Origin of the sequence: Pseudoalteromonas sp. S558 (assembly GCF_005886635.1) — a bacterium.
GTDB lineage: Bacteria > Pseudomonadota > Gammaproteobacteria > Enterobacterales > Alteromonadaceae > Pseudoalteromonas > Pseudoalteromonas aliena.
In genome coordinates this window covers 1-21,950 of sequence record NZ_PNDU01000097.1, presented here as the reverse complement: position 1 = coordinate 21,950, position 21,950 = coordinate 1, and the positions used below count along the sequence as shown (strand labels likewise).

Below are 21,950 nucleotides of genomic sequence, written 5' to 3'. Positions count from 1 at the left end.
TTAATACGCTAGAATGATCATTTTTTTAATAAAATTGGTATTATAGTGTCTTTTCAAAGTGATCTTTGTGCCATTGCAAGTAATGATTGTGAGGCATGGGCTTTGCAATTAAATAACCTTGAATTGAGTCAATATTCATTAATTTAAGCATTTCATATTGTGCTAATTGTTCAACACCTTCAGCCACCACCGATAAATTTAAGCTTTTACCTAAATTTATAATTGTTTGTACAATGCTAAAGCCTGTGCCGTTATCTAAAACCTTATCAATAAAGCTTTTATCTATTTTTAATTCTTTGACCGGAAAAGCGCTTAAGTGCGTTAAACAAGAATAACCGGTACCAAAGTCATCGATGGAAAACATAAACCCTTTATCTTTTAGCTCTTCCATTTGATAAATCATGCTGACTATATCACCAGATAACATTGACTCAGTGATTTCTAGCTTAATTTGTGATGGCAGTACATTAAAATGAGTAATGGCTTTGAGTAACTCACTTTTTAAAGTGGACGAATTAAATTGGCATTGGCTTATATTAATTGAGATGCAAAATGATTCATTAATGATTTTATTGCTACTCAATTCATTAATTAGAATACATATATCGCGAAGTACAATATTTTGTAACTTTTGAATCAGCCCGTATTGTTCTGCTATCGGAATAAATTCATTGGGCGCTATTAACCCTTTATTCGGGTGATCCCATCTAATAAGTGCCTCGGCCCCAACAATGTGTCCCGTGGCATTTATTTGAGGTTGAAAATACGCACAAAATTCATCACACGCTATCGCTCTTACAATATCTGTTTCAAGTTCAGCTTGATTCTCTAGTAAGGTTTGCAGCGCGGGATCATAAAAACTACAGCTGTTGCCTCCTTTCATTTTAGAACGGTACATAGCTGTATCAGCAAACTTTAATATATTGTCAGGAATTAAATTTATATCATCAATTAAGCAAATACCAATGCTACAACTCACCTGAAATGCTAAATTGCCAACTTCAAACTTCTCATTGAATACGCCCTGTAGTTTTTTTGCAATATTTTCCGATTCTATATTAGCGTGATCTTGTTTTTCGCCAACATGCTCTAACAAAACAATGAATTCATCCCCTCCGACTCGTGCTAATGTACCTGAATTATTTAAAACGGCACTGAGCCGATTCGCCAATTCAATTAACACTTCATCACCTGCACTATGCCCTAGCGAATCATTAATTCTTTTAAAATTATCTAAATCTAAAAATAATAAAGCCGCCGTTTTATGAGTGTGTTTTATTTTTTCTACACATAAAGCGAGTTTATCACTTAACATTCGCCTATTTGGTAGGCCCGTAAGTGCATCAAAAAAAGCGAGCTTTTCGATTTCTTTTTCTGCATTTTTACGGATCGAAATATCTCTAGCCATCCATACAACATGCCTTTGCGATGGATTATTTGGGTGATAATGATCCAAAGGAGCTGTTCGCCCTTCAAAAGTAATTTTACCTTTTTGGGTTTCAAGCTCATATTCAAAAAATTGAACATCGTTGGTTGCTAATGTTTGCGCAATCACATCCATAACCAACAATGCCTCTCTTTCAGGAAGCGCGTCACTCACATTTTTATTAATTATTTCCCTTGGTGATTTACACAATAAATCGTTAGAGGAACCATAAATGTCAGTGTATTCACCTTCTTCACTTAAAATTAAAATCAGATCAGGCATAACTTTAGTGAATGCTTTAAATTTTTCATTACTTTGCTGTAAATCAGCTATCAGTTTTTTCGCATTGAGTGATTCAACATTTTTTTCTAATGCAATACTTGAAAAGTGTACAAAATAATCAATTAACTCTAAATCTTGAACTGATGGTGATTTGGCTGTCCCATGATAAATAGCAAAAGTGCCTAAAGTCATTGATTGTGTTGAAATAATAGGTGTTGACCAACATGACTTCAAACCAAAACCCAGAGCAAGTTCTTTAAATTCTACCCAAAGAGGAGAAACCGCAATGTCTTCAACGATGACACGACGATTAGAATAAGCGGCAGTACCACATGAACCCATGTTAGGACCGATCGCAATTCCATTTATAGCTTGGCAATATTTTTCGTCAATATTGGGGGCGGCACAATGAAAAAGTTGCCCATCTTTTAACGATAGAATTGAGCACTTAGCTGATTCATCTTCAATAATTTCTTCAATAGATAAACAAATGTCATTAAGAATATCATTTAGGGGAGTGCCTAATGCAATTTTAGACAAGATCCCTTGTTGATGGGATAATAACTTTCTTAACCTAGTTGTATCCATATTCCACCATACGTATTAATTATTTTTATTCTTGATTTATAATATGTTAATTAAAGATTCACACTAGAGCTAAAGCGGTTCACTTTCAATTATTTAATTGTAGCTGCCATAACCTGTAAGTATAGTCATGACTTATGAGGTTTTTTAATTCCCACGAATTATATTAAGTTAATAATATACATATTGTTAATTATTGACATTAAAATATACCTTTATGGGTACGTGATACAATTTAACAAGATGAGGTAAATTTAATACAGAAAAATACGTTCAGCTCTTATTGACTCAGTCCTAGTTCCATAAATACGCTTTGTGGGTTGTCTTGATAAGCTCCAAAACTGCTACATTGCTTAAAACCAAGGTTTTCGTATAACTTTATTGACTTGATTTGTTTAGGTCCAGTTTCTAACCTTATCAGCGGAATTTGTTCTTCGCCCGCATGATGCAATAAAATCTGCATAATACGACGAGACAATCCTCGATTACGGTAGCTAGGATTTACGTAAAGTCGTCGGATCTCACCGTAAGCAACTTCATCAAACTGCTTAACAATGGCCCCACATGCAATAATTCCATCTTCATTCTTTAATCCAATAGCATAAACATTTGCATCATTGAGCTCGCCAACGGTAAGCGATTGTGCTGTTGCAACAGGGTACAAAGAATTTATAAGTCGGTCGATATCAGAAAAAACATTAATCACATCCTGGTCATTTGGGTTTAAATCGACTAACTGCATAGAGAAAATCTCAATTTTATTTAAAAATATGTTAGCAAACTATACCGAATTGTAATAAATGAACAACCTTGTTTAGTTTATTTATCATTGATTTGAATATTTACTTAAGATTACTTCGACATAGCGAAATGGCAAACCTGTTCGCATCCGATAGAGTATTCCTTCCATCGTTATTCGATGTGCAGGCTTATCATAAATTCTCCCTGAACTTAACATTGCTTTGTACAGGATTTCCCAACGTTCATCTGTTAACATTAGTCTTGGCATAGTGAGTCGCTATTTTTTGTTTTTGGCGAAGTAAATTATACCTGCTCACTATGCTGTTTAAAAAGTATACTTGAAAGATCAACAGCCCCTAGTAATCAAAGTATTTTCTATGCTCTGCACCGGCCAAATTAGAGTTAATTTTATTTGGGTGTTTATATTCCTTCCAATTCGCAACCTGGCTACCAACATTTAATTTAGGAAAATCAGTGTCTCCTTCTACTGTTTTACCTAAAAATTGTTTTAATTTGAGTAAACTATTGGGTTCACTAACGTCAATGGCTAAAAAATCATTACGGTCTTTAAAATAGGTGAAAACAGCACGTTCGTGGTTTAAATAACACTCAGCTAATGCATTGTGGGTTAAAGGCAATGTTGCCGGAAATAAAGAATGAAAACTACGTTTGAGAATAGGGTTAAATTTACCTGTTTTTGGCTCCAAATGCGGTGCCATTTTCTGAAGTAGCATGGTGATTGAAGGTACCCATTTATCTACGTCTCGACTTAGATAAATAAATCTTGCGCCAGGAAATAACGTATCTAAATGCATATAATCACTGAAACAAGGCGCATCTGATACAGCATCTGCCATCTCGAATGCTTTTTTGGTAAACGCAGTGTGCGCTACTAACAACCCCATTTCTAACAGGGCTACACTAATACTGGTAGTACCGGTTCTGGGCAAACCAATGATAAATATTTTAGACATCAAACGTTACTCGTTTTAAAACAGCAGCATATTATTACATGTTTGCCATACGACCATAAATAAATTAACAACGATTTTTGTAAATTGATAAGTAACCTGAACTCTGGTTAAGAGATTTACTAACATATTGAACCATAATGATATTTAAATTTATTTTTCTCGAGATAGATTTATTATCCAGAGTTCAGGTTAAGTATCAATGAAGCAGCCAGAGTTCAGATTATTTAACTTTATTACTTTGTATCTTAATACGTAAAATTAAACACTTTGTTACTTAAAAATACTGTTCAAAAAAGCTCAGCTACTTATACTAGCTTCAGTAGTAAACATTTTTGAGGTTGCTGTGCAGATCACACAAGGTATGGAATATTTTTTTTCAGGTTTTAAATTAATTACTCAAAAAGGATTAAAGCGCTTTGTTTTGATCCCGCTGTTAATTAATATTTTACTTTTTGGTAGCTCGCTGTTTTTTTTATTTGGATGGCTAAGCGACAGCTTCAGTTACATTAATAATATGCTTCCTGAGTGGTTAAGTTGGCTTGAATGGTTAATGTGGCCTATTGCTATATTAATCGTTTTATTTAGCTACAGCATGCTATTTACGGTGATCACCAACTTTATTGCTGCACCTTTTAACGCTTTATTGAGCGAAAAAGTGGAGCTTTATTTAACAGGTCAAAAAATTAATGATGATGGCTTTGCTGAGTTATTAAAAGATGTGCCACGCATGCTTGGCCGGGAGTGGACAAAACTTTGCTATTACCTACCACGCGCAATTGGCTTTTTTATATTACTGTGGATATTACCTGTTATTGGGCAAGTACTGTGGGTACTATTTACCTGCTGGATGTTCGCTGTGCAATATGAAGACTATGCATTCGATAACCATAAAGTTAGCTTTAAACACATGAAAGATGATTTAAAAAGTAAACAAGGTTTGTCGTATGGGTTTGGCTTCGCCGTTATGTTATTAACAGCCATACCATTTATAAATTTAATCGTAATGCCGGTAGCGGTATGCGGCGCAACTCGCTTATGGGTTGATAATTACAGGCCTAAATATCGTAATTAAATCTACAAAAAATGGGTCAAGTGACCCATTTTATTACTAATAAAACTTAGCTATATAGATTTTGTGGCACCTTAATAACGTTTAAATGAACCGTTATTTCCTCACGATCATGATACAAATGCTTAGCTTGCAACTCATAATTAATACCCTGTTTTTCAAGTTCTTTTCGGATCATTGAAAGGCATTCGTAAACACTATCAAAGCGTTTTTTCATCGGTAACTTTAAGTTAAATATAAACTCTTTTGCATAGGCGTTCACGGCCCAGTCAATCATTAACGTGGTCACCTTAGTTGGTTTTTCTACCATGTCACAGACCAACCACGTGATGTTTCTTTTTTCTGGGCGATATTTAAAGCCATCAGCTCTAAAGTGCTTAACTTGCCCTGTTTCCATTAAATCATCGTTCATTGGGCCATTATCAATCGCGCTTACAAACATGCCTCGACGTACAAGCTGATAGGTCCAACCACCTGGGCATGCACCTAAATCAACGCTGCGCATACCCGCTGCCACGCGTGACTCGCGTTGTTGTTCAGGAATAAACACATTAAATGCTTCATCTAGCTTTAACGTTGAACGACTTGGTGCATCGCTTGGCATGCGAAGACGTAAAATACCCATAAAAAATGGAGAATTATTAAAACTATATGAGTAACCCACGTAAGCCGTGTTATTTGTTAAAAACATAACATGCATTACTGGACGATTTGCTCTTGGTTCACGCAATACTGTGTTTTGTTTTTCAAGCGCTTTTTTTAGCGGGGTTGATATTTTTTTACAAAACGTTAAAAGCTCTTTACCTTCGTTTGTATCAGGTGTTTCAACGCGTAACTCAGAGCACAATGTAAACTCTTTTGCAGCTTCAACTACCGCGCCAACGCGATCCTCTACTGGCATGTTTTCTAGTAATGTACCGGCAAACCATTGGCGTGCAAACACCATATTTTTAAAATCAACTTTTTTGATTATTTCGTCGCTGTGATGCGCTTCAAAGCATTCATAAACAACGTAACCTGTATTTGGTTTTGCTTTTACATAACCTGCAAACCCTTGCTCGGCAGCGTGAAATGTTATTTCAGCAGCGGCATCGTTTTCAAAACCACTACGACAGTAAATCACAACACTAGACATATTAACCCTTAAACTCTTTAAAACTTAAATCGTGCAACTTGCACTAAAATAACAATCCAACCAATAATAAAGCACAACCCACCAATTGGTGTTATTGGCCCTAGCCATTTCATCTCCGTTAGAGCAAGTAAATATAAACTGCCACTAAAAAGTAGTGTGCCTGTTATAAAAAAACCACCAGCCCAGCTCAGATTTATGCCCCACTTAATTAAAATGGCAACCGCAATAAGCGCAAGTCCATGCACCATTTGATACTCAGCGGCGGTTTTAAATACTCCTAACGAATACTCCGATAAACGACTTTTTAAACCATGAGCCGCAAATGCACCTAATATGACCGAAAACATACAAAAAAGACTGCCCGCCATTAAAAATAACTTAATCATTAATTACTCTCTAAATTTGAATCTAAATTGTTTTTAATAAACTCAACTGCGCCAAGGGCAGCAGTTTCTCTATTTTGTAACTCAGTAACACCACTTTTTTTACGAGGTTTAAGTGAGTGATCGCCGTCAGTTAACCATATATATTGAGGCTGCATAGGCATAGCCATTGTTGCAAGCTCCTCGCGGGTACCAAATGTATCTCGCTCGCCTTGCAGTACTAAAAATGGACAAACAACATCCGCAAAGTGATCAGTGCGAAGCTTTTCAGGCTTACCAGGAGGATGAAACGGGTAGCCAAACGCAAGTACACCTAAAACCGGGTGCTCTGTCGTACACGCAAGCATGGATGCCATTCGCCCCCCCATAGACTTGCCTCCAATAAATAACGGAACGTTTGGCTGGATGTGGTTAAGTATTTGCTCGTAATAACTGAGTAATTTGGGTGCTCGCTCAGGCGGCCTGCGCTTATTCGTTTGTTTGGCTATTTGCATATATTCAAAATCAAATAAGCCAACATCAACGCCCTGATCACTGATTAATTTTGCCATTTGCTGCATAAAGTCAGAGTCACTGCCTGCACCTGCACCATGGGCAAATATAAATTGTGCAAAAGCAGTCTGCTTAGAACTTTTAAACCATTCAATCATATTAATATTCTTGCTCTTGCTCTACTAAGCTCAACATCCACTCTTTAAAGGATACTATTTTACCCAGCTCTGTTTGTGATTCTCTAAGGACTAAATAATAGGCGTTTTTACTTTCAAGACTGTGATTAAATGGGATCACTAAGCGCCCCGCGTCAATGTCAGGTTTAGCTAACACACTGTTACCAATTGCAACTCCTTGCCCGTGCACAGCAGCTTGCAACACCATAGAAGAGTGACTAAAAATAGGTCCTTGGTTAACTTGAACGTTGCGCACACCGGCCGTTTTCATCCACGTTTTCCAATTTTTACGTGTGGTATCGTGCAATAAAGTGTGTTGTGCTAAATCGCTAGGCTGATCAAGCGGCTTTGGACCGCTCAACAACATCGGGCTGCACAAAGGGACTAAATATTCAGTATGCAACTTATACGTTTGTACACCGCTCCAATGACCGCGACCATAATAAATCGCCACATCAACATCATCTGTTAATGAGTTTTCGTCTTGGTCTTGCGCTTTGATCCGTACGTCAATCTCGGGATGTAACTCATTAAATAAACTTAAGCGTGGCACAAGCCATTGAATTGCAAAACTTGGAGTCAAACTTACCGTTAATGAGCCTTTAGCCCCTCGAGCTAATAGCTTTTCGGTTGCATCAATAAGCTGTGTAAAAATCTCTTTAATATCGAGGAAGTAACCTTGCCCCTCTTCGGTTAATAATAACGAGCGATTTTTACGTAAAAACAGCTTTAATCCTAAATGTTCTTCAAGTGTTTTTATTTGATGACTTACAGCCGCTTGCGTTACATAAAGCTCTTCCGCCGCTTTTGTAAAACTTAAATGACGCGCTGCCGCTTCAAAAGCTTTTAGTGCGTTTAATGGAGGTACCCGTCTTGACATGATAACCAAGCTTAGAATTAGTTTTTCTTATGCTGTGAATTATATACCTATGCTGAGAAAGAGTATATTTAAGGTGTAAAAAAAGCGACCTTAGTCGCTTTTTAAATATAACCTAAACATAGACATTGCTAATTATAAGTCGTTTGCGCTTGTATCAAGTGGTGCAAAACTTTTAATTAAATCGTCAACCGCCTTCATTTGCGATAGATAACCTTCGAGCTTACTAAGCGCTAGCGCACAAGGACCATCACATTTAGCTTCGTTAGGGTTAGGGTGCGCTTCTATAAATAAACCAGCAATACCTAATGCCATACCACTGCGAGCAAGCTCAGCAGCTTGAGCACGACGCCCATCAGCCGAATCTGTACGACCACCTGGGCGTTGTAATGCATGTGTTGCATCAAAAATGACAGGCGCCATAGCTTTCATGTCATCCATGCCTAGCATATCAACTACTAAGTTATTGTAACCAAAGCTCGAACCACGCTCGCAAAGCGCGATGTTATTGTTACCCGCCTCATTAAATTTAGTAATGATATGACGCATTTCGTGCGGCGCTAAAAACTGTGGTTTTTTCACGTTAATAATTGCACCCGTTTTTGCCATCGCAACCACTAAATCTGTTTGACGTGCTAAAAATGCAGGTAACTGAATCACATCAACTACTTCAGCAACAGGTGCGGCTTGGTGTGGTTCATGTACATCGGTAATAAGTGGAATATTGAAGGTTTTTTTAATCTCTTCAAATATTTTTAAACCTTCTTCCATACCTGGACCACGGTACGAATTAATTGAAGAGCGATTAGCTTTATCAAACGAGGCTTTAAATACATAAGGAATATTTAATTTAGTGGTTACTTCGACGTAATGCTCTGCAACACGCATAGCTAAATCACGAGATTCTAATACGTTAATACCGCCAAACAACACAAATGGTTTGTTGTTTGCTAATTCTATTTCATTGATTTTAATAATTTGGTCTTTCATTTTAATTCCTTATGGTGCAACTGCTTGCATCATTAATCCACAAAAATAAGCCATATACGTACCCACGCCATAACCAAGTACGGCTAATAATACACCCACTGGTGCAAGCGACGGATGAAATGCTGATGCAACAATAGGCGCTGAAGCGGCTCCGCCCACATTAGCTTGTGAGCCCACTGCCATATAAAATAATGGTGCTTTAATTAGTTTAGCAACTAATAACATTAAGCTTGCATGCACCAGCATCCAAATAGCCCCCACTAAAAACAAGCCAGGATTATCAAAAATGGCGGTTACATTCATATGCAAACCAATCGCAGCAACTAAAATATATAAAAAGCTAGAGGCCACTTTTGAAGCGCCAAACGCTTCTATTTGCCTCACTTTAGTAAACGATAAACTAATACCAATTGTCGTTGATATAACTATTAACCAAAAGAACTTACTGTTTAAGCTGTATTCTTTTGCCCATTCATAAGTGCTACCAAAATAAGGTCCAAGAAAGTCAGCGCAAAAATGCGCAAAACCAGTAATACCAAATGCAATAGCAAGCAACACCATATAATCATTAAGTGTTGGTATACGAGCATGTTCTGCATGGTACGCTTCTATCCGACGTTTTAAACCTTCAATTGCGCTGGTATCTGCACCAATTGCGGCATCAATTTTTTTATGATTTGCTGCCATTAATAATAAAACAGCCATCCAAATATTTGCCACGATAATATCAACCGTCACCATAACAGAAAAGATATCTCCCCCGACTTCAAACATCTCTTTCATAGAAGCTTGGTTTGCACCACCACCAATCCAGCTACCGGCAACCGTTGTCATACCGCGCCAAACAGCATCAGGACCATGGCCACCAACAATACTCGGATCAACAGCACTGACGACTAAAATAGCTAGAGGCCCACCTATAACGATACCCAAGGTACCGACTAGAAACATAATAAGTGCTTTAGGGCCTAAATTAAGTATGGCTTTTAAATCAATGCTAATGGTAAGAAGTATTAAACAGGCAGGCAGTAAATAGCGCGAAGCTACATAATAAACATTCGACTTATTGCCATCAACAATACCGAATGTATTGAGCAATGATGGTAAAAAGTAACAAAGTAATAAAGCGGGTACGTATTTATAAAAGGTTTTTAGGGCTGGGCGTTCGCTGCTCGAGGTTTTAAAAATAAACCCTAAAATAACAGCAAGTAAACCAAGTACAACGGCATCATTGGTGATTAATGCGCTTTGAGCTTCAACCATAACTATTCCTATTCTGTAGATGTATTAATCTTTCAACATCAATTTTGAAAGGTCAACACACCTCAATGGTGAGTTTTATTATTATCTTCTAGTTCTTCTATTTGATATTGAATGATCTCAATAGCGGGATCGTCTGGGCACTCATCAATAAAAAACTGTAAATCTGCACGCGCCATTTTAGGGCAATCTAATTGATTTAATAAATAGCCTCTGTCACGTCTTTCATAAGGGTCATCACCTATTAATTCCATTAGCATTTCTACACAGGCTAAAGCGTGACCAAATTTATTTTCACTAATAAACGACCATTTTTGCTGCGCTAAAAACAACTTATATACCTCATCATCAAAAATGAGTTCTAGGGGTTCTTGCTCTTGACCATCATCCTCATCTGCATTTTCAGGGATTATATACCAGCTTTGTTGCCCACTACTTGGCTCTATTATGTAACCTTCTTCATCACTGATGGCAACATGAACACCTAGTTCACCTTGGTTCAAGCTGATGCTGGCATCAAGTTTAGCGTGTTGTAAAAAATGGCAAAGCAAAATAGCTAACGTTGTTGGAGAACCACTTCGCATCGTTAGTGCGTAACTTAAACTATTTAATTTATACTCAGGTACTTTCAAGCTAGAAGCACTGAATAGCCAATTGCTATAAAAAGTATCAAGCAATTTATCTAAGCGTTCGTGCTCGTCTCTTAATTTTAAACAAAACGCATCAATTTTCTGCTCAAAGTCAGTTAAGGTTTCGAACCTTGCTGTTAAATCTATCTGAGGATCCCATTTAGATTCCGCTTTTATACAACGATAGATGGCCGCTGGCGTAAATTCGTCATAAGCATCATCAATATATGATTCATCGTGTTCATCAAACCCGAGGGTGGTCATCAATACTACAACATTTCTAGAAAACGAAGACGTAGTTTACCTAATTTTAAAGTTAGATACCAATATAGTAATGCGTTGATTATTTAAGGAGGGAGCTACAACAAGGGCTTTACAAAACAAGTATAAAGCCCTAATTATTAAATCGTTAAAATAATAAAGCGGATTTAGACGTTGCTAAATAGCCTATCGCTAAAATAACTAACGTATTAATGATTGTATAAATAATTTTTGCTTGCACTTGCGTTTGTTTAGAACTTTTAATGCCAATAAAAATATAAGCCACTACTAATACAATCTTTTCTAAAAGCCATAATTGTTCAAGCGGGTTGATTTTTGCCATAAATACAAGTGCCAATGCAGAAACTAGTAGCAAGGTATCTATACTGTGGCTACCAATAAATACCAGTTTGTTCTTTGCTATTTTACCACTTCCCATTCTCGAAAAAGAACGAACATAAAATAAAATCACACTTAATAATGCAATTGCCATGTGCGAGTGTTTTACTGCTAAATAATCCATATGCCTCTAAACTTCTGTTTTAAAAAAATACTTTAATCGGGGAAACGAATAAGTACCGCTTCCAACTCATTAATTTTGTCGTTAAAGATGTCAACAAGCTTAGGCTCAAAATGCTTGCCCTTTTGCTCATTTATTTCATCGATTACATTTTGTAATGTCCAAGACTCTTTATAACAACGTTTGTGGCGAAGTGCATCGTATACATCTGCTAATGCAACAATGCGGCCAAATATATTAATATTTTCACCTTTCAAACCTTGAGGATAACCTGAACCATCCCACTTTTCATGGTGTTCTTTAGCTATAACCGCACCGGCATTCACTATTTCATGCGGTGAATCTTTTAAAATAATATACCCTTTTTCTGTATGGGTTTTCATCACCTCCCATTCTTGGGCATCTAATTTGGCAGGTTTGTTCAACACTGCATCAGGAATACCGACTTTACCGACATCGTGCAATGGTGATGCTAAGCGGATCAACTCCGCATTATGCTTAGATAAACCATAACCTGTTGCTAAAATATGGCAAATATGTGCAACACGTTTAACATGATTACCTGTCTCACTTGAGCGCTGCTCAACGGCTTCACTTAATCTAAAAACAAGCTCTTGCTGCGTCGCTTCAATTTCAGATTGTAACTGTACATTTTCAAATGCTAATTGCACATTTTGCGAAAAAATTTCAATTAAATGGCGCTGCGTCTCTGTTAAATTTTTTGGTATACCTGATATAAACAGCATTGATTTATGATTATATTCACTCGTACAGTATGCAAAAAGATAATTATCTTTGTATATAATCGACTTATTAATTAGCGCTTGTTCACAAGCCATTAATTGGCCTTCTTCTAGTACCTGCTCTAACTCTTTACCTTCACTTTTCTCAAAATCCCCCGTGCCAGAACACACAATTAGTTTTTTATTATTTCTTTCCTCTGGATTTTTGGCTACTAATGTGGTCGCGTACATAGCTTGTTCGGCGATACCTAAGAGAGAAACGAGCTGTTGCATCACACCTTCAATAAAGCTCTCTATTGAATGCGCCGAAAATATATCTCTTGATGCTTTTATTATTTTTTCTAGCCCTTCTCGCGATTGCTCTATGGTTATGATATCGCGATAAGAGCGAAGGCTTGACATAATAACAGTAAATAGCTTTTGCGCGGTTAATTCTGTTTTCGATTTGTAATCATTAATATCGTAATTAACAATTACTTGCCTCTCGGGCGCTTGGCCTGGCTGGCCTGTTCTTAATATAATACGGATATGGTTGTTTTGTGCTATTTCACGGATGTACTTAGCGACCTGTAAGCCAGCATCATCCGTTTCCATGACAACATCGAGCAATACAATCGCTGCATCTGTATGCACGTCTATTAGTTGTTTTGCTTCAGCACCAGAATAAGCGCTTATAAATTCTAAGCGCTTATTCTGAAACTCAAAATCACTCAATGCTAACTTTGTAACAGCATGAACTTCAGGCTCGTCATCAACGATTAATACTTTCCAGGTGCCTTGCTCAATCTCACTAACTGATTCTTCTGGCTCGTCCGAAAACAAAAAATCACCCATCATAATAAAAATTCCTTCATGGCATTATTTAACACACAAGCAGGCAATTGTTATTTTTCAAGTCCACTGTGCGAGTGTTACACGGTCATTATCACCAAGATCTTTAACTGTTTTAATATTAATAAACGCCATTTGTTTAAAAAAATCACGAACAGCTTTACCTTGATCAAAACCGTGCTCTATTAAAAGATAGCCATTAGATAGTAAATAGTCACGTGATTGTATAATTATTTGTTTTATATCAGACATTCCCGAATCATCAGCAACCAAAGCTGAAAGCGGCTCAAAGCGAACATCACCTTGATTTAAATGTATATCATCACTCTCAATATAAGGAGGATTAGTGACAATTAGGTTAAATTTTTCATTTTCCAGCGCACTAAACCAATTACTTTGTTTAACGTTTACATTATTGATCGCCAAACGCTGTTGGTTGCGCTTAGCCAATGCTACCGCTTCATTCACTCTATCTACTGCAATAATATTCCAGTTAGGCATTTCACTGCCAAGCGCCAGTGCGATTGCCCCCGTGCCAGTGCCTAAATCAAGCACTTTAGCTGTAGCAGGTACAGCCACTTCAAGTGCTTGTTCTACTAACGTTTCGGTATCAGGTCGAGGTATTAAAGTTGTTGCGTTAACTTCAAGCGACAAGCTCCAAAATTCACGTTGCCCCGTAATATGTGCAACAGGTTCACCGTTTAAACGTCGTTGGCAAAATGTATTAAATTGCTGTTGTTGTTCAGCATTAAGCGCATGCTCTGGCCAAGTGAAAAGGTAACTGTGAGGTTTTTGAAGAATATGAAGCAGTAAAACTTGTGCGTCTAATTTGGCGCTTTCGCTGCTAGCGGCTAATAATTCAGCCCCTGCAGCAATAGCTTGTTCGAGGGTTTGGCTCACAATTACTCGTCGCCCATCGCGGCAAGTAAATCAGCCTGATGCTCTTGCATTAACGGGTCAATAATCGCGCTTAAATCACCGGCTACCACTTCGTTTAAACGATAAAGTGTTAAGTTAATACGGTGATCAGTAATACGACCTTGCGGATAGTTATAAGTACGGATTCGTTCAGAACGATCGCCACTTCCTACTAAGTCACGACGTTCAGATGCTTCTGCCGCATGACGCTTTTCATCTTCAGCTTGCTGCAGTCGAGCTGCAAGTACAGACATCGCTTTAGCACGGTTTTTATGCTGCGAACGTTGGTCCTGACACTCAACCACAACCCCTGTTGGTATATGCGTAAGTCGAATAGCCGAATCTGTTTTATTAACGTGCTGGCCACCTGCGCCTGATGCACGAAATGTATCTACTTTTAAATCAGCAGTATTAATTTGAATCGCTTCGGCCTCCGGTACTTCAGCCATTACCGCAACTGTACACGCAGAAGTATGAACACGGCCCTGAGATTCAGTTTCAGGAACGCGTTGTACGCGGTGTACACCTGATTCAAACTTTAATTGACCGTAAACGCCTTCGCCACTAATATTTGCAATAACTTCTTTGTAACCACCGTGCTCACCTTCATTGGTGCTCACAACTTCTACTTTCCATTTTTTAGTTTCTGCATAACGGCTGTACATACGAAATAAGTCACCAGCAAAAATAGCCGCTTCATCACCGCCCGTTCCAGCACGTACTTCAACAAACACATTGTTGTTATCTCGCGGATCTTTTGGCAGCATTAATACTTGAATTTGATCTTCAATTACCAGGATTTGTGCTTTAGCTTCTTTATATTCTTCTTGCGCCATTTCACGCATATCAGGGTCAGAATCTTTAAGCATTTCTTCTGCACTGGCTAAATCGTCTTGCGTTTCTTTATAAGTTAAAAACGTTTTTACGATTTCTTCAAGCTCAGAATATTCTTTTGAAAGCCCACGAAAACGATTTTGATCACTAATGACCGACGGATCGCTTAGTAGCGCTTGTACTTCTTCATAACGCTCAACTAAGGTTTCTAATTTGTTGTAAACAGACTCTTTCATTTAACGGTTATTCCTGGTCAATACCTAACATTTTTTTCAATTGATTTAATTGAGCCACTTCACCTTTTTTCGCTGCATCTTGAATAGCACGGGTAGGCGCGTGCATTAAGCGATTGGTTAATTTATTGGCCAACTCTAAAATTACTTTTTCTGCATCTTTACCACTAGAAAGTTGGCTAACAGCTCTTTCTACTAATTCCGACTTTATTGTTTGAACATCGTTTCGATAATGACGAATTAACCCCACTGAATCGAGTGAACGCAACCACATTAAAAACTCTTTAGTGCGTTCGGTAATAATAATTTGCGCTTGCTGTGCTGCTTGCTCGCGCGCAGCCATATTTTCGCTGACAATCGTTTGCAAGTCATCAACTGAATATAGATAAGCCGCATCGAGTTCACCAACTTGGCTTTCTATATCGCGCGGCACAGCAATATCAATAAACAACATAGGTTTATTGCGGCGCTGTTTAAGCGCCTGCTCTACCACGCCTTTCCCTATAATAGGAAGTGTACTTGCAGTAGAACTTATAATTATATCCGCTTTATGTAAACGCTCTGGTAACTGCGCCAATGCAATAACATCAGCCGACACTTCATCAGCTAAATTGCGTGCTCGCTCTATTGTTCTGTTTGCTACTGTAATTTTTTGTGGCTCATTTTGATATAAATGTTTAGCAACAAGCTCTATGGTTTCACCCGCGCCTATCAATAGCACATTTGTTTTATCAAGTTTGCCATAAATATGCTTTGCTAAATTAACAGCTGCAAATGCAACAGACACGGCGCTGGCGCCTATATTTGTTTCTGTGCGAACTTCTTTAGCTACCGAAAATGTTTTTTGAAATAAGCGATCAAACGTAACACCTACAGCGTCGTGGGTTTTAGCACTATAATAAGCTTGCTTTATTTGCCCAAGAATTTGCGGTTCGCCTAGGACTAATGAATCTAACCCACACGCGACACGCATCAGATGATTTATTGCGTCATTGTCTTCGTGACAATATATATTACTACTCAGTTCATGTTCATCTAAACCATGGAAACTGGCAAGCCAAGTCAACAGTATTTGGGAATTTTGCTGAGCAAGGCTACAATAGATTTCGGTTCTATTGCACGTAGAGACAATAACCGCTTCATTAAAGTCAGCATGACCGCTTAATTGTTGTAACGCCTCTGAAATTTGCTCAGGCGAAAAAGCTACTTTTTCACGTAGTTCTACGGAAGCGGTTTTGTGATTTATACCTAGTGCTATTATGGTCATATTTGCCAAATATTGCTGAGCCCTACTTTAGGACGGCAATTTTACCAAAAATCAGCGGAATATGGAAAGTAAGGAACAACATTTGACTCGACAATATTTTATTTTAGCTATAACTTTTTTATTTTTAGGCGGCTGCGCTCAACAAATCGTATCTAAAACAGTGCTTTATGATGATTGGAAGCCTCGCCTTGTGAATCAAAAAACTTGGCATGTAGAAGGTAAACTTGCGTTTATAAGCCCCGATGAACGCCAATCTGCAAACTTAAATTGGCAACAAAGGGAAAATAATAATGATTTAGTGCTCACATCATTTATTGGTACACGTATTTTGCAGCTTAAGCAAACAAGTAAAATGGCTGAACTTGAGTTTGATGACAAAAAGTATTTCGATACGGATGCTGCACGACTTCTTAAGCGGTTAACAGGTTTTACACTGCCCGTAAATAATGCCGGCAGTTGGCTAAAAGGCACCATTGACGATCAAAGCTTAGTCGTTGATCAACTTGGTCGGGCAAAGCAAGTACTGTGGTTTGATAACAACGGAAAAAAATGGCAAATAGATTACAGTAGCTACATACAAAGTGAAGGCTATTGGCTACCAACCAAACTGACGTTAAAGCATCAACAGATTAAAATTAAAATTCAACTCTACGATTGGCGATTTAATTAAACATGGTTAGAACAACTTCTTTTTCAGTTATTGCACCTGCAAAGCTCAATTTATTTTTACACATTAATGGTCGTCGTGCTGATGGCTATCATGAGCTTGAAACGCTATTTACCTTTTTGAACTTTGGCGATGAACTGTCTTTTGAACTTACAAGCACACCCACTATTTTAGTAACGGGTGATACTAAAGACATACCTTTAAAGGATAATCTCATCTACAAAGCCGCTTTATTATTACAAACGCAGAATAAATCGCAGTTAGGTGTAAAAATAAATTTAATTAAACGCCTGCCGATGGGAGGCGGTGTTGGAGGAGGTTCATCCGACGCAGCCACAACATTATTAGCACTTAATAAACTCTGGAATATAAATAATAGTGTGGATGAATTAGCTGATTTAGGGCTACAATTAGGCGCGGATGTTCCCGTATTTATACGCGGTCAAAGCGCCATAGCACACGGCATTGGCGAGAAATTACAGCACGTAGAACTTGAACAGAAATGGTACTGTGTTGTGCATCCAAATCAGCATGTAAGTACGGCTAAAATATTCACGCATCCAGACTTAAAACGCGATACGCCAAAAATTTTAGGTGATTGGAAATGCCAAACTTTGAGCAACGATTGTGAGCCTTTAGTTAAAAAGCTCTGTCCCGAGGTTGAAAAAACCCTCCAGTGGTTGCTAAAATACGCCCCGTCGAAGATGACCGGAACAGGTTCATGTTGTTTTGTTGAATTTGCTAGTCAAGTTCAAGCACAAGATGTACTTGCTAATCTCCCCCATACTTGGCAGGGGTTTATCGCATCAAGCGTTAATACTTCCCCTGCTCATACGGAGTTAGCCGCCATATTCGATCAATGAAGTAACGTAAAAGTAATCATAAGTTAACTCGCAATGATCTTTATCATTGCTCGTTAGTCCAAAATTTCAGTGCCTGAGGAACCCAACCGTGCCTGACATGAAGCTCTTCGCTGGTAACGCAACACCTGAGTTAGCTCAAAAAGTTGCAAAACGTTTATATATTGAATTAGGCGATGCTGTTGTTGGCCGTTTTAGCGACGGTGAGATCAGTGTTCAAATAAATGAAAATGTTCGTGGCTCGGATGTTTTTATCTTGCAATCAACCTGTGCCCCTACAAACGATAACCTTATGGAACTTATCGTTATGGTTGATGCCCTACGTCGTGCGTCTGCAGGTCGTATTACTGCCGTCATTCCTTATTTTGGTTATGCCCGTCAAGATCGTCGTGTACGTTCTGCTCGAGTACCAATTACAGCAAAAGTTGTTGCCGATTTCTTATCAAGCGTAGGCGTTGACCGTGTTCTTACGGTTGATTTACATGCTGAACAAATCCAAGGCTTCTTTGATGTACCTGTTGATAACGTATTTGGCAGCCCAGTATTGCTTGAAGATATGAAAGCTCGTCATTTTGAAGATGTTGTTGTTGTATCTCCAGATATTGGTGGTGTTGTACGTGCTCGCGCAATTGCAAAACTTCTAAACGACACTGATTTAGCTATTATTGATAAACGTCGCCCTCAAGCGAACGTTTCACAAGTAATGCATATTATTGGTGATGTTGAAGGCCGTGATTGTATTATCGTTGATGATATGATTGATACCGGTGGTACGTTATGTAAAGCTGCTGAAGCACTTAAAGAACATGGCGCTAAGCGTGTATTTGCTTACGCTACGCACCCTATTCTTTCTGGTCAAGCGGCTGAAAATTTGCGTAATTCGGTTATCGATGAAGTAATCGTAACTGATTCAATTCCGTTATCTGAAGAACTAAAAGCACTTGATATAGTAAAAGTACTAACGTTAGCAGATATGTTAGCAGAGACTATTCGTCGTATTAGTAACGAAGAATCTATTTCAGCGATGTTTGAACATTAAAGTTAAACATTTTTGAATATAAAAGCGCCTTTTGGCGCTTTTTTTGTGGACTGTGTATATTTTACAAGTTCGCAGTGGTATGATAGCGCGCCTTTTGGCTGGGGTCCTTGGTCGCAAAGGCCCCACACTTATAATTATTGGAGACATTATGTCTAACAAAACTTACACTTATGACGCTGAACTTCGCGTAGAAACTGGTACTGGTGCGAGCCGCCGCCTACGTCGCGAAGACAAAGTTCCTGCAATCCTTTACGGAGCTGATAAAGAAGCCCTATCTCTTACTTTTGCTCATAAAGATATGATCAAAGCACAAGAAGACGAAGGTTTTTACACGCATATCCTTACGCTTAACGTAGATGGCGAAGCTGTTGAAGTAATCTTAAAAGATATTCAACGTCACCCATTCAAGCCTAAGCTTACTCACCTTGATTTCCAACGTGTAGATGCTACTCATAAATTTCAAACTAAAGTTCCTCTACACTTCATCGGTGAAGAGATTGTAACTAAAGCTGGCGCAACTGTTGTTCACCAGTTAACTGAAGTTGAAATTACGTGTCTTCCAAAAGCACTTCCAGAATTCATCGAAGTAGATGTTTCTAAGTTTGTTGTTGGCGATTCAGTTCATATCTCAGATCTTACTTTCCCTAAAGGCGTTAGCTCTGTAGATTTAGCTAAAGGCGAAGGCCATGATCAGTCTATCCTGACTATCAAAGCAAACAAAGCAGCTCCAGTTGAAGACGACGCTGCAGCAGCAGAATAATTTTTAAGGTCTCGCAACCTTGAATTCTATTCAAATGCTTGTGGGCCTGGCTAATCCAGGCCCCGAATACGCAAACACACGCCACAATGCAGGTGCTTGGTTCATCGAGCAAATCGCTGCACGCTATAACTGCACTCTAAAACACGATCCTAAATATCACGGCCTTACAGGCAAAGTGATCATTCAAGGCCAAGAATTCAAATTATTGATCCCCACTACTTACATGAATTTAAGTGGTAAAGCGGTCGGTAGTTTAGCTAATTTTTTCAAAATCCCTGTCGAAAGCATTTTAGTTGCTCATGACGAATTGGATTTAGACCCAGGCGTTGCCAAATTAAAAAAAGGCGGTGGGCATGGCGGTCATAATGGCTTAAAAGACATTATTGCAAAAATGGCAAATCAAAAAGACTTTATGCGCTTGCGCATTGGTGTAGGTCATCCGGGGCATCGTGAAATGGTAACTGGTTGGGTGCTTGGAAAAGCGGCCAAAGAAGACCAAGAAAAAATGGATGCTGCTGTTGATGAAGCAGTTCGTTGCATGGAAATACTTGCAAAAGATGGTGTGTTAAAAGCACAAAACAGACTACATTCGTTTAAACCCTAGTAACTTGGGTCCAAGTACACCGTTTAAACGAATTCTAAACAAGGTATCTTACTATGGGTTTTAAATGTGGCATCGTTGGCTTGCCTAACGTTGGTAAATCAACGCTTTTCAATGCACTAACCAAAGCGGGTATTGAAGCCGCTAACTTTCCTTTTTGTACCATTGAACCTAATACAGGTGTGGTGCCGGTGCCAGATCCTCGCTTAGACGAACTTGCTAAAATTGTTAACCCGCAACGAGTTCTTACCACGAGTATGGAATTTGTAGATATTGCCGGTTTAGTTAAAGGCGCATCCAAAGGTGAAGGCCTTGGTAATCAGTTTTTAGCTAATATTCGTGAGACTGATGCAATTGGCCACGTAGTTCGCTGTTTTGAAGATGAAAACATCATCCACGTAGCAGGCACTATTGACCCTGCTGACGATATTGATGTAATCAACACTGAGTTAGTACTTGCTGATATGGATAGCGCTGAAAAAGCCCTTTTCCGTAATGCAAAAAAAGCAAAAGGTGGCGATAAAGATGCTAAAGAGCAAAATGCTGTACTTGAAAAAGTAAAAGTGCATCTTGACGAAGGCTTAACTTTACGTGCTTTAGTATTAACTAAAGAAGAAAAAGCAGCAATCAGCTCTATAAACTTTTTAACTATCAAACCAACAATGTATATTGCAAATGTTGCTGAAGATGGTTTTGAAAATAACCCATACCTTGACCGTGTTCGTGCTATAGCTGCTGCTGAAGATGCGATTGTTGTTCCTGTATGTGCCGCTATCGAATCTGAGCTTTCAGAATTAGATGACGAAGACAAGCTTGAGTTTATGGCTGATCTTGGTCTAGAAGAGCCAGGTCTTAACCTTGTTATTCGTGGTGGTTATGAATTACTACAATTACAAACTTACTTCACAGCTGGCGTAAAAGAAGTACGCGCATGGACAATCCCTGTCGGTGCAACTGCACCACAAGCAGCGGGTAAAATCCATACCGACTTCGAGCGTGGCTTTATCCGTGCGCAAACGATTGCTTTTGACGACTTTGTTGCTTTTAAAGGCGAAAGCGGTGCAAAAGAAGCTGGTAAGATGCGTCAAGAAGGTAAAGAGTACATTGTTAAAGATGGCGATGTAATGAACTTCTTGTTTAACGTATAAATAAAATTAAACCCATTTAGATGGGAATTAATTTTTAAAGGCTCGTGTTTACGAGCCTTTTTTGTATCAGCTAAATACAACAGCCACTCAGCATAACCCCCTCCACCAGACATTGATCAGACCAATTTCAAAAATTTCGATTTAATTTAAACGCTTAATTCTCTTTAATTTGATAAAATAACATCTCAACTTTGAGGTGTATATGAATCTAAAAATCAAAAGGTTAGACCATCAAGGAATAGTTTAAGG

22 protein-coding genes and 1 pseudogene are annotated in these 21,950 nt (G+C 38.4%); 7 read left to right on the top strand and 16 right to left on the bottom strand.

The features are described 5' to 3' along the window. Positions 1 to 40: 40 nt before the first annotated feature. The 4 genes and pseudogenes from CWB66_RS07995 to CWB66_RS07980 form a co-directional block, all read right to left on the bottom strand. A complete protein-coding gene (locus CWB66_RS07995) occupies positions 41 to 2,296 on the bottom strand; it encodes a sensor domain-containing phosphodiesterase (RefSeq protein WP_138584947.1) in 2,256 nt (751 codons plus the stop codon). Positions 2,297 to 2,573: 277 nt separating this feature from the next. After that, positions 2,574 to 3,035, bottom strand: a complete 462-nt coding sequence (locus CWB66_RS07990; RefSeq protein WP_077538362.1) for a GNAT family N-acetyltransferase — start codon at positions 3,033 to 3,035, stop codon at positions 2,574 to 2,576. A 123-nt stretch (positions 3,036 to 3,158) separates the two neighbouring features. Further along, a pseudogene (locus tag CWB66_RS07985) lies at positions 3,159 to 3,302 on the bottom strand (IS5/IS1182 family transposase); the annotation flags it as partial. Positions 3,303 to 3,390: 88 nt separating this feature from the next. Beyond that, complete coding sequence (locus tag CWB66_RS07980) at positions 3,391 to 4,008, bottom strand: sulfotransferase (protein ID WP_171037474.1); 618 nt, start codon at positions 4,006 to 4,008, stop codon at positions 3,391 to 3,393. Positions 4,009 to 4,369: 361 nt separating this feature from the next. Here CWB66_RS07980 and cysZ point away from each other — a divergent pair, with 361 nt between their 5' ends. Continuing rightward, on the top strand, positions 4,370 to 5,080 hold the full coding sequence (cysZ, locus tag CWB66_RS07975) for a sulfate transporter CysZ (RefSeq protein ID WP_171037475.1): 711 nt from the start codon (positions 4,370 to 4,372) through the stop codon (positions 5,078 to 5,080). Positions 5,081 to 5,126: 46 nt separating this feature from the next. Here the strand turns inward: cysZ and rlmM are convergent, their stop codons facing one another. From rlmM to hemA, 12 genes are all read right to left on the bottom strand, one after another. Beyond that, positions 5,127 to 6,212, bottom strand: a complete 1,086-nt coding sequence (rlmM, locus tag CWB66_RS07970) for a 23S rRNA (cytidine(2498)-2'-O)-methyltransferase RlmM (protein WP_138584946.1) — start codon at positions 6,210 to 6,212, stop codon at positions 5,127 to 5,129. Positions 6,213 to 6,229: 17 nt separating this feature from the next. After that, positions 6,230 to 6,598, bottom strand: a complete 369-nt coding sequence (locus CWB66_RS07965) for a DUF423 domain-containing protein (protein WP_171037473.1) — start codon at positions 6,596 to 6,598, stop codon at positions 6,230 to 6,232. Continuing rightward, positions 6,598 to 7,245, bottom strand: coding sequence for an alpha/beta family hydrolase (locus CWB66_RS07960; protein ID WP_077538370.1), 648 nt, complete (start codon positions 7,243 to 7,245; stop codon positions 6,598 to 6,600). The genes CWB66_RS07965 and CWB66_RS07960 overlap by 1 nt, the downstream gene beginning before the upstream one ends. Position 7,246: 1 nt before the next feature. Beyond that, positions 7,247 to 8,143, bottom strand: a complete 897-nt coding sequence (locus CWB66_RS07955) for a transcriptional regulator GcvA (protein WP_077538372.1) — start codon at positions 8,141 to 8,143, stop codon at positions 7,247 to 7,249. A gap of 132 nt (positions 8,144 to 8,275) precedes the next feature. Further along, the gene (gene kdsA / locus CWB66_RS07950; protein ID WP_138584945.1) at positions 8,276 to 9,130 is read right to left on the bottom strand and encodes a 3-deoxy-8-phosphooctulonate synthase; all 855 of its coding nucleotides are present in this window, start codon (positions 9,128 to 9,130) and stop codon (positions 8,276 to 8,278) included. 9 nt (positions 9,131 to 9,139) lie between these two features. Further along, positions 9,140 to 10,393, bottom strand: a complete 1,254-nt coding sequence (locus tag CWB66_RS07945) for a DUF819 family protein (RefSeq protein ID WP_138584944.1) — start codon at positions 10,391 to 10,393, stop codon at positions 9,140 to 9,142. A gap of 62 nt (positions 10,394 to 10,455) precedes the next feature. Further along, positions 10,456 to 11,283, bottom strand: a complete 828-nt coding sequence (locus tag CWB66_RS07940; RefSeq protein WP_138584943.1) for a tetratricopeptide repeat protein — start codon at positions 11,281 to 11,283, stop codon at positions 10,456 to 10,458. Positions 11,284 to 11,428: 145 nt separating this feature from the next. Beyond that, positions 11,429 to 11,803, bottom strand: a complete 375-nt coding sequence (locus tag CWB66_RS07935) for a SirB2 family protein (RefSeq protein WP_138584942.1) — start codon at positions 11,801 to 11,803, stop codon at positions 11,429 to 11,431. Between the two features lie 32 nt (positions 11,804 to 11,835). Beyond that, positions 11,836 to 13,380: a response regulator gene (locus CWB66_RS07930; RefSeq protein WP_171037472.1), complete on the bottom strand. Its 1,545-nt coding sequence runs from the start codon at positions 13,378 to 13,380 to the stop codon at positions 11,836 to 11,838. A gap of 54 nt (positions 13,381 to 13,434) precedes the next feature. After that, positions 13,435 to 14,274, bottom strand: a complete 840-nt coding sequence (prmC, locus tag CWB66_RS07925; RefSeq protein WP_138584941.1) for a peptide chain release factor N(5)-glutamine methyltransferase — start codon at positions 14,272 to 14,274, stop codon at positions 13,435 to 13,437. A 2-nt stretch (positions 14,275 to 14,276) separates the two neighbouring features. Next, the gene (gene prfA / locus CWB66_RS07920) at positions 14,277 to 15,362 is read right to left on the bottom strand and encodes a peptide chain release factor 1 (protein ID WP_077538380.1); all 1,086 of its coding nucleotides are present in this window, start codon (positions 15,360 to 15,362) and stop codon (positions 14,277 to 14,279) included. A 7-nt stretch (positions 15,363 to 15,369) separates the two neighbouring features. Beyond that, positions 15,370 to 16,626: a glutamyl-tRNA reductase gene (gene hemA, locus CWB66_RS07915; protein WP_171037471.1), complete on the bottom strand. Its 1,257-nt coding sequence runs from the start codon at positions 16,624 to 16,626 to the stop codon at positions 15,370 to 15,372. Positions 16,627 to 16,708: 82 nt separating this feature from the next. Between hemA and lolB the strand changes: the two genes are divergently transcribed. The 6 genes from lolB to ychF all read left to right on the top strand — a co-directional run bounded on the left by lolB (position 16,709) and on the right by ychF (position 21,701). Continuing rightward, complete coding sequence (lolB, locus tag CWB66_RS07910) at positions 16,709 to 17,296, top strand: lipoprotein insertase outer membrane protein LolB (RefSeq protein WP_138584940.1); 588 nt, start codon at positions 16,709 to 16,711, stop codon at positions 17,294 to 17,296. Between the two features lie 2 nt (positions 17,297 to 17,298). Beyond that, a complete protein-coding gene (gene ispE, locus CWB66_RS07905) occupies positions 17,299 to 18,156 on the top strand; it encodes a 4-(cytidine 5'-diphospho)-2-C-methyl-D-erythritol kinase (RefSeq protein ID WP_138584939.1) in 858 nt (285 codons plus the stop codon). An 88-nt stretch (positions 18,157 to 18,244) separates the two neighbouring features. Continuing rightward, entirely contained in the window at positions 18,245 to 19,192 is a 948-nt protein-coding gene (locus tag CWB66_RS07900) for a ribose-phosphate pyrophosphokinase (RefSeq protein WP_077538386.1), read from the top strand. Between the two features lie 148 nt (positions 19,193 to 19,340). Next, positions 19,341 to 19,952: a 50S ribosomal protein L25/general stress protein Ctc gene (locus CWB66_RS07895; protein WP_138584938.1), complete on the top strand. Its 612-nt coding sequence runs from the start codon at positions 19,341 to 19,343 to the stop codon at positions 19,950 to 19,952. Between the two features lie 19 nt (positions 19,953 to 19,971). Continuing rightward, positions 19,972 to 20,556: an aminoacyl-tRNA hydrolase gene (pth, locus tag CWB66_RS07890; protein WP_138584937.1), complete on the top strand. Its 585-nt coding sequence runs from the start codon at positions 19,972 to 19,974 to the stop codon at positions 20,554 to 20,556. A 53-nt stretch (positions 20,557 to 20,609) separates the two neighbouring features. Beyond that, positions 20,610 to 21,701: a redox-regulated ATPase YchF gene (ychF, locus tag CWB66_RS07885; protein WP_138584936.1), complete on the top strand. Its 1,092-nt coding sequence runs from the start codon at positions 20,610 to 20,612 to the stop codon at positions 21,699 to 21,701. The last annotated feature ends 249 nt before the right edge of the window (positions 21,702 to 21,950 follow it).

What these genes read in the sequence shown, in the direction of transcription:
- ychF (WP_138584936.1), top strand. Translation starts at nt 20,610, where the DNA reads ATGGGTTTTAAATGTGGCATCGTTGGCTTGCCTAACGTTGGTAAATCA.
- CWB66_RS07940 (WP_138584943.1), bottom strand. Translation starts at nt 11,283, where the DNA reads ATGACCACCCTCGGGTTTGATGAACACGATGAATCATATATTGATGAT.
- CWB66_RS07930 (WP_171037472.1), bottom strand. Translation starts at nt 13,380, where the DNA reads ATGATGGGTGATTTTTTGTTTTCGGACGAGCCAGAAGAATCAGTTAGT.
- CWB66_RS07955 (WP_077538372.1), bottom strand. Translation starts at nt 8,143, where the DNA reads ATGTCAAGACGGGTACCTCCATTAAACGCACTAAAAGCTTTTGAAGCG.
- hemA (WP_171037471.1), bottom strand. Translation starts at nt 16,626, where the DNA reads ATGACCATAATAGCACTAGGTATAAATCACAAAACCGCTTCCGTAGAA.
- CWB66_RS07935 (WP_138584942.1), bottom strand. Translation starts at nt 11,803, where the DNA reads ATGGATTATTTAGCAGTAAAACACTCGCACATGGCAATTGCATTATTA.
- rlmM (WP_138584946.1), bottom strand. Translation starts at nt 6,212, where the DNA reads ATGTCTAGTGTTGTGATTTACTGTCGTAGTGGTTTTGAAAACGATGCC.
- CWB66_RS07965 (WP_171037473.1), bottom strand. Translation starts at nt 6,598, where the DNA reads ATGATTAAGTTATTTTTAATGGCGGGCAGTCTTTTTTGTATGTTTTCG.
- CWB66_RS07980 (WP_171037474.1), bottom strand. Translation starts at nt 4,008, where the DNA reads ATGTCTAAAATATTTATCATTGGTTTGCCCAGAACCGGTACTACCAGT.
- prfA (WP_077538380.1), bottom strand. Translation starts at nt 15,362, where the DNA reads ATGAAAGAGTCTGTTTACAACAAATTAGAAACCTTAGTTGAGCGTTAT.
- CWB66_RS07945 (WP_138584944.1), bottom strand. Translation starts at nt 10,393, where the DNA reads ATGGTTGAAGCTCAAAGCGCATTAATCACCAATGATGCCGTTGTACTT.
- CWB66_RS07995 (WP_138584947.1), bottom strand. Translation starts at nt 2,296, where the DNA reads ATGGATACAACTAGGTTAAGAAAGTTATTATCCCATCAACAAGGGATC.
- cysZ (WP_171037475.1), top strand. Translation starts at nt 4,370, where the DNA reads ATGGAATATTTTTTTTCAGGTTTTAAATTAATTACTCAAAAAGGATTA.
- CWB66_RS07990 (WP_077538362.1), bottom strand. Translation starts at nt 3,035, where the DNA reads ATGCAGTTAGTCGATTTAAACCCAAATGACCAGGATGTGATTAATGTT.
- CWB66_RS07960 (WP_077538370.1), bottom strand. Translation starts at nt 7,245, where the DNA reads ATGATTGAATGGTTTAAAAGTTCTAAGCAGACTGCTTTTGCACAATTT.
- CWB66_RS07895 (WP_138584938.1), top strand. Translation starts at nt 19,341, where the DNA reads ATGTCTAACAAAACTTACACTTATGACGCTGAACTTCGCGTAGAAACT.
- ispE (WP_138584939.1), top strand. Translation starts at nt 17,299, where the DNA reads ATGGTTAGAACAACTTCTTTTTCAGTTATTGCACCTGCAAAGCTCAAT.
- kdsA (WP_138584945.1), bottom strand. Translation starts at nt 9,130, where the DNA reads ATGAAAGACCAAATTATTAAAATCAATGAAATAGAATTAGCAAACAAC.